This is a genomic window from Roseobacter ponti (assembly GCF_012932215.1).
GTDB lineage: Bacteria > Pseudomonadota > Alphaproteobacteria > Rhodobacterales > Rhodobacteraceae > Roseobacter > Roseobacter ponti.
Genome location: NZ_CP048788.1, coordinates 1,693,731 through 1,706,242, shown reverse-complemented (window position 1 = coordinate 1,706,242; position 12,512 = coordinate 1,693,731). Strand labels below are relative to the sequence as shown.

At 58.9% G+C, this 12,512-nt stretch carries 12 protein-coding genes; 2 read left to right on the top strand and 10 right to left on the bottom strand.

Features of this window, described 5'->3' with window-relative positions; translation table 11 throughout:
* Positions 1-3: 3 nt before the first annotated feature.
* On the top strand, positions 4-390 hold the full coding sequence (locus G3256_RS08190; RefSeq protein ID WP_169640349.1) for a response regulator: 387 nt from the start codon (positions 4-6) through the stop codon (positions 388-390).
* Positions 391-603: 213 nt separating this feature from the next.
* On the opposite strand, the gene G3256_RS08185 is transcribed toward G3256_RS08190, so the two are convergent.
* The 4 genes from G3256_RS08185 to G3256_RS08170 form a co-directional block, all read right to left on the bottom strand.
* A complete protein-coding gene (locus tag G3256_RS08185) occupies positions 604-1,641 on the bottom strand; it encodes a TRAP transporter substrate-binding protein (RefSeq protein WP_169640348.1) in 1,038 nt (345 codons plus the stop codon).
* 63 nt (positions 1,642-1,704) lie between these two features.
* Positions 1,705-3,030, bottom strand: a complete 1,326-nt coding sequence (locus tag G3256_RS08180) for a TRAP transporter large permease (protein WP_169640347.1) — start codon at positions 3,028-3,030, stop codon at positions 1,705-1,707.
* Positions 3,030-3,551 (bottom strand): TRAP transporter small permease subunit, encoded by a 522-nt coding sequence (locus tag G3256_RS08175; RefSeq protein ID WP_246227853.1) that lies wholly within the window; start codon positions 3,549-3,551, stop codon positions 3,030-3,032. The genes G3256_RS08180 and G3256_RS08175 overlap by 1 nt, the downstream gene beginning before the upstream one ends.
* The gene (locus G3256_RS08170) at positions 3,545-4,303 is read right to left on the bottom strand and encodes an N-formylglutamate amidohydrolase (RefSeq protein ID WP_169640346.1); all 759 of its coding nucleotides are present in this window, start codon (positions 4,301-4,303) and stop codon (positions 3,545-3,547) included. Before G3256_RS08170 ends, G3256_RS08175 begins: the two co-directional genes overlap by 7 nt.
* A 120-nt stretch (positions 4,304-4,423) precedes the next feature.
* Between G3256_RS08170 and G3256_RS08165 the strand changes: the two genes are divergently transcribed.
* On the top strand, positions 4,424-5,296 hold the full coding sequence (locus G3256_RS08165; RefSeq protein ID WP_169640345.1) for a MurR/RpiR family transcriptional regulator: 873 nt from the start codon (positions 4,424-4,426) through the stop codon (positions 5,294-5,296).
* 236 nt (positions 5,297-5,532) lie between these two features.
* Here G3256_RS08165 and G3256_RS08160 read toward each other — a convergent pair whose 3' ends face one another.
* The 6 genes from G3256_RS08160 to G3256_RS08135 all read right to left on the bottom strand — a co-directional run bounded on the left by G3256_RS08160 (position 5,533) and on the right by G3256_RS08135 (position 12,429).
* On the bottom strand, positions 5,533-6,801 hold the full coding sequence (locus tag G3256_RS08160; protein WP_169640344.1) for an NAD(P)/FAD-dependent oxidoreductase: 1,269 nt from the start codon (positions 6,799-6,801) through the stop codon (positions 5,533-5,535).
* Entirely contained in the window at positions 6,788-8,428 is a 1,641-nt protein-coding gene (locus tag G3256_RS08155) for a GMC family oxidoreductase (protein WP_169640343.1), read from the bottom strand. Before G3256_RS08155 ends, G3256_RS08160 begins: the two co-directional genes overlap by 14 nt.
* Positions 8,429-8,439: 11 nt before the next feature.
* Positions 8,440-9,300 carry an ABC transporter permease gene (locus G3256_RS08150; protein WP_169640342.1) on the bottom strand — a complete coding sequence of 287 codons (861 nt, stop codon included), beginning with the start codon at positions 9,298-9,300 and terminating at the stop codon, positions 8,440-8,442.
* Positions 9,301-9,309: 9 nt separating this feature from the next.
* A complete protein-coding gene (locus G3256_RS08145; protein WP_169640341.1) occupies positions 9,310-10,176 on the bottom strand; it encodes an ABC transporter permease in 867 nt (288 codons plus the stop codon).
* Positions 10,166-11,269, bottom strand: coding sequence for an ABC transporter ATP-binding protein (locus tag G3256_RS08140; RefSeq protein ID WP_169640340.1), 1,104 nt, complete (start codon positions 11,267-11,269; stop codon positions 10,166-10,168). The genes G3256_RS08145 and G3256_RS08140 overlap by 11 nt, the downstream gene beginning before the upstream one ends.
* Positions 11,270-11,352: 83 nt before the next feature.
* Entirely contained in the window at positions 11,353-12,429 is a 1,077-nt protein-coding gene (locus tag G3256_RS08135) for an extracellular solute-binding protein (protein ID WP_169640339.1), read from the bottom strand.
* Positions 12,430-12,512 lie beyond the last annotated feature (83 nt).

Sequence of the window (12,512 nt, the reverse complement as noted above, 5' to 3'; positions counted from 1 at the left end):
CGCGTGTTGGACGGCCTGAAGGTTTTGTATCTCGAAGATGAGCTTCTCGTGGCGATGGATACGGCCGAATACCTCGAAACGCTGGGATTTGAGAGCGTAGCTGTGGCTTACCGTCTGGAAAGTGCGCATGAACTGATGGAAAACACCGATTTCGATCTGGCCATCCTCGACATCAATGTGGACCGCGGACAGACCAGCATCGCGCTCGGACGCGAACTGGCTCAGGCGGGGACCCGCGTGATCTTTGCCTCAGGCAACGGCGGCGATGCCGCGAAACTGCGCAGCGACGGGTTTGAGTTTCTGGACAAGCCGTTTTCGCTGCCCGCGCTTGCGGATAAACTGCAGACGGCAGCAAAGGCTGCACAACAGAGCAGCGCCCCTCTGAGCTGAAACGGGGACGGGTGCCGGGACGTGAGACAGGGATTCGGCTTCCGGTCCGCCGGGCAAACCTCAGCGTTAGAGCTCCGGCTGCCCCGCATTTTTACCGACCGTTGAAGAAACCATCGGGATCCGGCGGTGTATGGCGATTCCCGGGCGCCTGCCCCCCGGCACAGTTGAGGCGCCCCCTGACTGAGGGACGCCTCTTTTGCTGATCAGACAGCTTTACTCAAAGTTATAGGGCGCGCCGGCCTGGTTGATGACGCTGTTGTACTCCTTGAAGATGTTGACGATCTTCTGATGCACTTCACCTTCCTGCGCCACTTCTTCCCAGAAAACCTTGGCCGCATTCTCGACCTCGGCCCACTCGCCGGCGGGCACTGACCGCAGCTGCAGCTTGTCGCCGTTTGCACGCAGAGCCGCCTCGCCGCCCCAGTACCACTGATTGCGGTACGTGTGACCCGCTTCGGTTCCCGCCATCACAACCGATTTCAGGTGATCCGGCAGTTCAGCCCAGCGTTCTTCGTTCACAAACCAGGATCCGATCCAGGCCCCGGAGATGTTGTTGGTCAGGAAGTAATCCGTCACATCCGCCCAGCCCACGGTGTAATCCTCGGTGATGCCCGACCATGCCATACCGTCAAGCTCACCGGTCTGCACCGCGACCTCGGCATCCTCATAGGGGATATTGACGGGGACCACACCGAACTGTGCGAGGAACCGGCCCGCTGTCGGGAAGGTATAAAGCTTCAGGCCATCAAGATCGGCAACGCTGGTGATCTCTTTCTTAGTGTTGAAGTTACAGGGGTCCTGCCCTGCCGCCGAAAGCCATTTGACGCCGACCTTGGCGTATTCCTCTTCCCAGATGTCCTTCAGCCCGTACTGATTAAAGAGCACAGGCACATCGAGAATATGCTTGGTCGCAAAGGGAAAATAGCCACCGAACTGGCGAAGGGGCGTCGGCGAGGCCATTGAGTCGTCATCCGAGTGCACACCGTCGATGGTGCCGCGCTGCAGCGCCTGGAAAAGCTCTCCGGTGGGCACGATCTGGTCGGCATAGAAAAGCTCGACCTCAAGCTCGCCGTTGGCATTTGCGTTGATGTAATCAATCACCGGTTTGGTCACGTGCTCCCCCAGCGCGCTGCCGGCATAGGTCTGGAAACGCCATTTGATTGCCGTCTGCGCTTTGACGATTGCGGGACTGGCAAGCGTGGCAGCGGCGCCGACACCTGCTGTGGTCAGGAACTTACGTCTGGTTGTCATGGGTCTTTCCTCTCTGTTGAAGATCTTTTCATTTGCGTCCCGCATGCCGGGATCTTCTTGTCGTTAATTTCCGTACACATACCCCGGCAGCCAGAGGGCGATCTCCGGGAACGCCATAATCGTGGCAAGTGCCACCACCATCACCAGTACGAAGGGCAGGATTGAAGAATAAATGTCTTTCAGCGTGATCTCAGGCGGTGCCATCGCGCGCATCAGAAACAGGTTATAGCCAAACGGCGGCGTCATATAGGCAATCTGCGTGGTGATCGTGTAAAGCACACCATACCATATCAGATCGAAGCCAAGCGCGCCCACCAGCGGCACGTAGAGCGGTGCCACGATGACCAGCATTGCCGTATCATCGAGAAAGGTGCCCATCAGGATAAAGCTGAGCTGCATCAGAATGAGGATCGTCCACGGGCTCAGGCCGAATTTCTCGGTGAACAGGCTTTCGATTGCTTTGACGGCACCCAGGCCGTCAAAGACCGCACCAAAGGCCAGTGCCGCAAGGATGATCCACATAAACATGCACGAGATGCCGAGGGTCTTGCGCACACTGGTCTCAAAGACGTCGTAGGTCATCCGGCCTTTGAGCACCGCGGCGAGGAAGGCCGCAATCGCGCCGATGGCAGAGCTTTCCACCAGCGAAGTCCAGCCGTTCACAAAAGGCACCATCATAGCAAAAAAGATAAAAAGCGGCAGCAGGCCTGCCCCCAGCAGCCGGATCTTCTGTGCCATCGGCATCTCGCGGTCCTCAGGCGGCAGCACGGGCCCTAGCGCCGGATTGAGGCGGCACCGGATCACAATATAAATCACGAACATCGCCGCCATCATGAGACCCGGCAGCACCCCGGCCAGCCAGAGCTGACCCACCGGCTGACGCGCGATCATCGCATAAAGCACCAGCACCACGGAGGGCGGTACAAGAATGCCGAGCGATGACCCCGCCTGAATAACACCGGTCACCATGCGTTTGTCATAGCCGCGTTTGAGAAGCTCCGGCAGCGCGATGGTAGCGCCGATTGCCATGCCGGCGACCGACAGACCGTTCATTGCCGAGATCAGCACCATCAGCCCGATGGTGCCCACCGCAAGACCGCCCGAGAGCCCTCCCATCCAGACATGGAACATCTTATAAAGATCATCCGCAATCCGGGATTCCGACAGGATATAACCCATGAATATGAACATCGGCAGCGTCAGCAGCGGATACCATTTCATCAGTTTGATGGCGGCAGCAAACCCAAGATCATAGCCCCCCCGGTCGCCCCAGAGAAAGAACGCCGCCACTACCGCGACAAATCCGATGGCCCCGAAAACGCGCTGCCCGGTCAGCAGCATAAGCATCATCGAGGAGAACATGAGGATAGCGATGGCCTCATAGGACATCAGACCTTCTCCCCCATATCGTAGCCCTTGATGCGCAGAATGTCCTTGAAGAGCTCGGAGAATGCCTGCAGCAGCATCAGGAAGATACCCACAAGCATGATCGCCTTGATCGGCCAGAGATACGGGCGCCAGACCGAAGAGCTGCGCTCCCCGCCATAGCTGATGGAATACTGGAAGCTTTCCCACCCGCCCCAGAGCAGAAAGACCAGATAAACGATCAGAAACACGATGGTCATCGCGTCGATCTGAGCCTTGCGGTGATCCGACCACTCGCCATAGAGAAGGTCCATACGCACGTTCGATCCCATCTGTATCGAGTATGGCCCGCCCAGCATGTAATAGGCGACCATGGCGAACTGCGCGACTTCCAGCGTCCAGAGCGAAGGGTCAAAGAAGGTTTTGCTGACCGACGACCAGAGCAGGATCGCCATCATCACAAAGATCCCGTACATCACCACGCGCCCGATGCGATAATTCAGCCCGTCTATAACCCGGGTGTACCGCATCGCGAAATTCAGCATGTGGCAGCCCCGGCAGGTGTCAGGGCCCGTCTGATCCAGCCCGACAGCAGATCCGCCATCGCGGCCTGGTCCGTCTCGCCTGCGATCAGATCATTCCGGACTTCGAGCATTACGTTCAGGAGGCCGGGTCCGAGGGCGTGCTCTTTAAGCGTATGGGTCACTCCATCGCCGGGTCCGTAGGGCTCGTTGCGCCGCACGGCATGCGTGCTTACGGCATCCGATAAAAGCGCATCCGCAAGACGGGCATCTTTGTCGTGCAGAACGCCGATTTCGACCTCCCTTTTCCGCCCGTGATAGACAGGCGTGAAACTGTGTATGGTCACAAGCACCGGATCAGACACGCGCGCCAGCACATTAGACAAAGCAGCGCGGAAAGGTTCATAGTATTTCGCCACCCGGTCTGCCTTCTGCGCTTTGCTCAGATCCCTGTTGCCCGGCACGTCGACGATCTCGCTGCGGACAGGCATCGCACCCGCAGCGTCGGGCGGCCGGTTGCAGTCATAGACCAGACGCGAGATGCGCGAAGCGACCAGCACCGCATCAAGCTCCTGCGACATGTGGCGGGCCACCGCCAGTGCGCCCGGATCCCAAGCAACGTGACTGTGCAGGGCATCCCCGCTCAGACCCAGATCATCGAAAACAGCCGGAATATGCGCGCTGGCATGCTCGCAGACGATCACGACAGGCGACGTTGCCTGTGCATTATGCACCTCGACCACGGCCTCATCGGGTCGGCGTTCCGAATGATTCATTGCAGATCCCACTCCGGAAAGGTCTTGCCAGGCGGGCATTCTGTCAACACAATTATGAAATATTTATCACAGGCCTCTTTGACCTGTTATTTTTTCGCTCAACGACGAGGCATCTCCCCGGTGACAGATGCAAATCAGACGATTTCGGACCGCATTCAGAAAGAGCTGGATACCTTTACCCGTGCCGAACGGCAACTGGCGCTGTCGATCCTAGAAAACTATCCTGCGTCAGGCCTCGGCCCCCTTGCGGCGCTGGCCAGAAGCGCCGAGGTCTCGGTGCCGACGGTCGCGCGTATGGTGCAGAAACTGGGCTACAAAGGCTATCCCGATTTTCAGGCCGATCTGCGCGACGAACTGAGCGCAATCGCCAAAGGCCCGATTGCCAAACATGAGACCTGGGCCGGGGCCGCGCCCTCCGGGCACATCCTGAACCGCTTTACCGAAGCTGTGATCGATAACATCCGCAATACAATGGCGCATATTGATCCGGTTGCATTTGACAGCGCCTGTGCGCTGGTCGCGGATCAGAAGCGTCATCTCTATATTGTCGGCGGTCGGATCACGCATACGCTGGCCGAATACCTCTTTATGCATATGCAGGTCATCCGCCCGAACCTGACCCATGTGCAGTCCACGTCAAACACCTGGCCCCACTATCTGCTGAACGCGACGGAGGGCGACGTTTTCGTCATCTTCGATGTGCGGCGCTATGAAAACAACACACTGAAACTGGCCGAAATGGCGCGCGCACGGGGTGCCAGAATTGTGCTCTTCACCGATCAGTGGCGATCACCGGTGCACCGGCTCGCGGATATCTCTCTGACCTGCCGGATCATCGTTCCTTCGGCCTGGGATTCCGTTGCAACCACGGTGCTTCTCGTCGAAAGCATGATTTCCCAGGTTCAGAATCTTGACTGGGACAACACCAGAGACCGGATGCAGGAGCTGGAAGAGATCTTCGATAAAACGCGGCTTTTCCGGAAGTTCACCTGAACCGGCGGGGAATGCCGCACACCGGCGGCCGGGGTTCATCAGGCGTGATACTCAGGCTCTCAGTCCGGCGGGGGCCGGCGGCATGACGTCGGACGGCCATCCGTAACGTCTCTCCGGTGCCGGATCCGGTGGTATCGCAGTGACAGAGTATGCCTCTGCTGTAACCACCCTGACCGTCACATAGTTTCCGCGCCGGTTTTGCCGGCTCGAATTCCGCCGGCAATCGTTGCGGCGGCTCAGAACCCCAGCCTGTCGCGCAGCCTGTAGGCAGCAATAGACGGGGCCAGAAACCAGGGGTCGCCCCGATAATATGGCCGGCCGGGAAACGGGAGCTTGGCCAGAGTTGTCTTGCCCGCAGGGTCATCCACGGCCATCAGCCCCAGTTTCATGCCGAGATAGCTGGCCATCCCGACACCTGATCCGCAGTAGCCCATCGCATAGTAAATGCCCCCGTCCTGCCCGATGTGCATCAGACTGTCGAAGGTATAGCCAACAAAACCGGACCATGAATGACTGATCCTGACGTCACCCAGTTCCGGAAAGAGCCGGATCAGTTCGGCCCTGAGCAAAGGCGCTGTTGCCCGGGCATCGGTTTCTCTCAGAGAGACGCGACCCCCGAAGAGGATCCGTTTACGGTCAGGAGACGGACGATAATAATAGACCAGACTGCGGGTATCGGAGAGGATGCGGTCCTTTGGCATCAACCGGTCCATCACCGCTTTGGGAAGCTCTTCTGTCGCGATGATATAGGATCCGATCGGGATAACCCGGCGCTGCAGCGACGGCGTAAGGCCCGTGGTATAGCCATTGGTGGCCACAATCACCCGCCCGGCTTTCACACTGCCATGGCGTGTCCTGACGCGGGTGACACCGTTTTCCGGCTCCAGTGCTTCCACCGGGCAATGGCTGACAAGCTGAACACCCGCCGCGCGCACCTTTTCCAGCAGGCCCGCATGATAGCGCCCCGGATGAAGGCTCGCATGATGCGGATAGACGATACCGCCGAAATACGCATTTGTGCCAAGCTCCTCATGCTGAGACGCGCGGGGTACCATGAAGGCATCGTTAACCCCTGCCCCGGCGGCCAGTTTGTCATACTGGCGGGCTGTATGCGCGCCATGAAACCGGCCCGGTACCTTAAAGTCACAGGCAATATCCTCGGATCTCACGAATTCTTCGATATACTCCCGCGATGCCTGACCATCGGCCAGAATGCCGTTAGCGGTCTCTGCCCCGTACTTCCGGATCAGGGCCGCTTTGCCGGGTTTGACCGAGGTTGAAATCTGCCCGCCGTTGCGGCTGCTGGCGCCATGTCCGGGTGCCTGCGCCTCCACCACAAGCACAGAGCGCCCCGCACGTGCCGCGCGCAGCGCAGCATGCAGCCCGGTATAGCCGGAGCCAATGACCAGAACATCGACCGTTTTTGGCAGATCAGCGGGTGTCGGGTCTTCCCGCGGGGCATGATCCCACCAGTAAGGCGCCGGCCTGAAGTCATCCGTGAACATGTTTGCCGCCCTCTTCGTGATCAGAAAGGATCAGGTCTGCGCCTTTCTCTCCTACCATAATCGTCGGTGCATTGGTGTTGCCTGACGTTACGGTCGGAAACACAGATGCATCCACCACCCGCAAGCCTGAGACCCCGTGCACCCGAAGCCGTGCATCAACCACATCGCATGTCACATCCGGCCCCATTCTGCAGGTGCTGACCGGGTGAAAGACCGTGCCTGCGGTCTCCCGGATATACGCGAGCATATCCTCATCTGTACCGATGTCAGCACCGGGGCGCGTTTCCTGCTCGATTACCCCGGCCAGGGACGGGCTTTGTGCCAGTTTACGCAGCAACCATGCCCCTTCCAGCATTTCCTGAACATCGAGCTCAGTGCTGAGGTAGCGCGGGTGGATCACAGGTGCCGCCATCGGATCCGGGGATGAAATCTCCAGATATCCGCGGCTGGTCGGACGGGTCGGCTGCGCCCCGGTCAGAAAGCCGGAAAACGGATCGGGGTTCATCAGCGGGCGTTTGCCGGGCGGCGCTTTGGTGTAGCTCACGGGCGAGAAATAGAGCTGTATATTGGGGCGCGCCGCGTCCGGGCGGGATTTCACGAAGCCCCCCGCCTGGTTCACACCGAGAGACAGGGGCCCGCCCCGTGTCAGCACATAGCGCATCCCCTGCCGCAGTTTTCCCTGCCAGGAATGCAGCTGATCGTTCAGAGTGGGCACCTTTGAGCGATAGAGAAAATCCACCGCCAGATGGTCCTGCAGATTACGCCCCACGCCGGGCAGATTATGCAGGACTTTTATGCCCTGCGCGCGCAAAACTGCTTCCGGACCCACGCCAGAGACCTGCAGCAGCTGCGGAGAGTTTACCGCCCCGGCCGACAACACCACTTCGCGCCGTGCACCCGCCTGACGCAACGCGCCGCGCCGGCTGTATTCCACGCCTGTGGCGCGCGCGCCCTCAAACAGAACCCGCGTCGCCTGCGCGTGCTTTTCAATCCGCAGGTTCGGGCGCCGTTTTGCCGGTCCGATATAGGCCCGCGCGGCAGACATGCGCATCCCTCCTCTGGCCGTGTTCTGATAGGTACCGACGCCCTCCTGGCAAGCGCCGTTGAAATCAGGGTTGTGCGGCCACTGATTTTCCTGACCCGCCGCTATGAAGGTCTGACACATCGGATGCAGAAACGGATCCATCGTCGAGATATGCAGCGGGCCGCTGCCGCCGCGCAGATCATCCCCGCCCCGGTCATTGGTCTCGGATCTACGGAAGAAAGGCAGCACATCATTCCAGCCCCAGCCGGGATTGCCCATCGCTTCCCAGTCGTCAAAATCCGCAGGCTGTCCCCGTATATAGACCATCGCATTAATCGAGCTCGACCCGCCCATCACACGGCCCCGGGGCCAGTAGGATCTGCGGTTGTTCAGCGCAGGGTCGGGTTCAGCCTGATATCGCCAGTTGAGACGCTTATGATGGAACGCCTTGCCATAACCGATCGGCATCCAGATCCACGGGTGCAGATCACTGCCGCCGGCTTCCAGCAGCAGCACCGTGTATTTACCATTCTCACTCAGGCGGTTGGCCAGCACACAGCCCGCCGAACCCGCACCGACGATGATAAAATCGTATTCCGCCATCGCCCGTGCCTTCAGGTTTCCGGCGGGTCGCGCTGCACAAGGACGCTGACGAGTGCCAGCAGACCCGAGCCGATAATCAGGAAAAACGACACCGCATTCAGCACCGGCGTCGAGCCGACCTTGGCCATGCGGTCGAACATGGTGATCGTGAGCGGGGCCTCAGAGCCCACAAGAAAGAGCGTGGTATTAAAGTTCTCAAAGGAGACCAGAAAGGCCACGATCCACGCCGCAATAATTGCCGGGCGCAGGAAGGGCAGCGTCACCGTGCGCAGCACGCGCGCCCGGGTGGCGCCGAGGTTCAGCGCCGCTTCCTCCATCGACGTGTCGAATTTCTTGAGCCGCGCGGAGATCACCAGAGAGGTGATCGTGGTGATAAAGGAAAACTGCCCCAGCACCACCAGCGGCAGACCGGGCCTGAGCATTTCAATTTCAATGTTGAAACTGTCCTCCATGCCGTTGGCGATATTGCTGGCCATGACCAGAATGGAGATGCCGAGGATCACGCCAGGAATAACCAGTGGCAGGATCATCAGAATGTAGAAAAAGTTCTTGGCCGGAAACTCGCCGCGCACAAAGAGAAAGGCATTGCACGTCGCCACAAAGACCGAGAGGGACGCCACCAGCACCCCGATGACGCCCGAGTAATAAAGCCCGCGCAACAGGCGTCGGTCGTGGAACATGCCCAGCTTGGGCTCGGTGTCGTTAAAAAACCAGTCCAGCGTAAATCCCTGCCAGGGCAGCGCGGGAAAGAGGGAGTCGTTAAAGGCGAAGGTGCCGGCCGCAATCAGCGGCGCGGCGAGAAACACAAAAAAGGCGCCGACGTAGAGCCGGTAGCCCAGCAGGAACCCTTTGTTATGTGTGGAAACAGCCATCGCGCGCCTTCAGTTCTTTGCCACGGTATTGGCGAGGTTCTGGCCAGTCAGGCGCAGTCCTGCCCAGACCACCAGTGACGTAAAGGCCAGCAGCAAAAAGCCAAAGGCCGCCCCGGATTCCCAGTTAAACCTGGTGATGAACTGGTCGTAAATCTGTTCGGTAAACCAGCTGGAGTTTTTACCGCCCAGCAGGATGGGCGTGAGGTAACTGCCTGCGGTCAGCATAAAGACCACGATGCACCCCGCCACAATCCCCGGCATGGCATAGGGGATGATGATGCGGCGCAGCACCGTGGGTCCGCTGCCACCGAGGTTATAGCCTGCCTCGACCATCGCATCATCCATCCCGTCCAGCGTGGAGACCAGCGGAACGATCATGAAGAGGATCACCGTATAGACCAGACCGACGATCACAGTGGCGTCGTTATAGAGAAATTCGACCGGCTCTGAGATCAGCCCCACCTTTTGCAGGCTGGTGGAGATCACGCCGGTCTCGCGCAGCAGAAGGATCCAGCCGAAAGCACGGATCAGATCGCTTACCCAGAGCGGGATAAGACAGAGCAGAAACAGCGCGCCGCGCGACCGGCGGCCGGCGATTTTGGCGATATAATAGGCAATCGGAAATCCGATCAGCAGAGCCAGAACGGTGACGAGGATCGACATCGACCCGGTGCGCAGAAGGGTATTCCAGTAGATCGGTTCCTGAATGAAATCGATGTAATTGCCGAAACCGAACTCATAGACCCGGGGGGCCACTTTTTCGCGCAGTGACAGATACACCATTCCCAGATGCGGCAGGATGATCAGCAGCACAATCCAGAGCGCAAAGGGCGCGAACAGCAGGATGAGCGAGAGACGCTTTACGTCACCTTGCATAGCACATCGCCTGCTCGGGCGCCCAGTTGAGCTGCACCGCGTCGCCGGGGCGCAGATCGGAGGTGCCGCCGGTCACCACCACATCCGCCTCGATCAGCTCAGATGAGGGGCCGCGCACGAGAATGCGGCTGTTGGCGCCGTTGAAAAGCACGGAATCGACCTTGCCCGCGAGGGCATTGCTGTTGGCATCCGGGGGGCCGGCCTCACCGGCGCGTTGCGCTGCAATGAACTCAGGCCGCACGAAGATCGATACCGGAGCGCCCTTCTCGACGCCCGCCTGAGGCTTGCAGAGTATGCTCAGGCCGGCCTCCGTCGCAACCTTCGCCACGCCGTCTGAGATCTGTTCCACTTTGCCGGCCCAGCGGTTTGAATCGCCAACGAACCCCGCAACGAAAGACGTGGCCGGTTTGTGATAAAGCTCTTCGGGTTTGCCGACCTGCTCAAAGCGTCCTTCGTTCATCACGGCGACATTGTCGGACATCACAAGAGCTTCGGACTGGTCGTGGGTGATGTAAATGAATGTGGTGTTGAACTGATGCTGCAGAAGTTTGAGCTCGATCTTCATCGCCTCGCGCAGCTTAAGATCCAGCGCGCCCAGTGGTTCATCCAGCAGCAGCACATCGGGGTCCAGCACCATGCAGCGCGCAATCGCAATGCGCTGTTTCTGCCCGCCTGACAGCTGATGGATTTCGCGATTGCCGACGTCAGGCAGCGCGATGCGTTCGAGCACATCATTGACCTTCTGCGGGATCTCAGATTTCGGAGTGCCTGCACAGCGCAGACCGTAGGCGATATTCTCAAAGACATTCATCATCGGGAAAAGCGCCAGATGCTGAAACACCATCTTCACGTTGCGCCTGTTCGGCGGGATGTTGAGGACAGAGCGCCCTTTTATGTGGATGTCTCCGTCCGAGGGGTTTTCAAATCCCGCGATCATCCGCATCAGTGTGGTCTTGCCACAGCCCGACGGGCCGAGGATCGAAAAGAATGACCCCTTCGGGATTCTGAAGGACACATCATCAACCGCCCGCACGGATCCGAAATGCTTGGAGAGCCCGGTGCACTCCAGATCATGTTCTACAGCGTCGTTCATTGCGCCTGCTCCCCTGCACCCCGTCGTGACACAAAAGGGGCGGCGTGCCACCGGCACCGCCGCCCCCCGTTCATCTATTTAACTCAGCCGCCTGTGGCTGCCTTGATCTTCTCCAGCGCTTTGCCTTCCATATCCTCAACCCCCGGGGGGATGTTGGCGAAGAATTTGAGGTTGGCAATATCCTCAGGGGTGAAGGCTGCATTGACCGCGTTCTTCTTGTCCTCAGGCAACAGATCAAGACCGCCGTTCACAGCCGCAATCGCACCGGTGCTCCCGGACATGATGGTGACATTCTCCGGCCGCAGCACAAAGTTGATCCACTTATATGCCGCGTCATCTGCTTTGCCCTTGGCGGGCAGTGCAAAAGTGTCGATCCATGCAAGCGCACCTGTTTCCGGCGGCACAAACACGATGTCGGGGTTCTGCGCATAGAGTTTATAAGCTGTGGAGTCCCATGTCTCGGAGGCCACGATCTCGCCCGACAACATCATCGCGGACAGGTCATCACCACCCTGCCAGTAAGCCTTGATGTTGGATTTGCAGGCGATCAGTTCTTCGGAGACCTCATCAAGAATGCTCTGATATTTATCCAGATCGGAATAGGCCGCGAAGGGATCATGCCCCATGGCAAAGGCCGTACCGAGCAGGATCGTGCGCTTCAGACGCATGGAGGTTTTACCCGCGTACTGGGAATCGCAAAGATCATCCCAGCCGTTGAAATCCGCCGCCATGGCTTTGTTTTTCATCAGGCCGGAGGTGCCCCACTGGTGCGGGACCGCATAGACTTCACCGTCGATCGTCGTATTGGCCTTCACGCCTTCGAGGTGCGTGGATTCCATTACGGAAGTATCGATCTTCGACAGATCCAGCGGCTTGTAGATGTCGTATTCAAGCTGTGCGGCATAAATCCGGTCATGGCTCGGCTGCGCTAGATCAAACCCGGCGCCACCTGTCGCGCGCAGTTTGGCGATCATTTCCTCGTTGTTGGAGAAAGTGACCTCGACATCGATGTCGGGATATTCTTCTTCAAATTTCTGGATCAGCTCTTCGGGTGCATATGAGCCCCAGGTCAGCAGCCGCAGTGTTTCGGCCTGGGCCACGGATGCGGTCGACAGCGCCGCCGTAACCGCAAGTCCGACAATATAGTTTTTCTTTTTCATGGTTTAACTCCCTTTTCAGCGCCGGTTCGCGCTGCGTGGCATTCATGGACACCTGGCGATGTTAGTAGAGTATTGGACTGGCC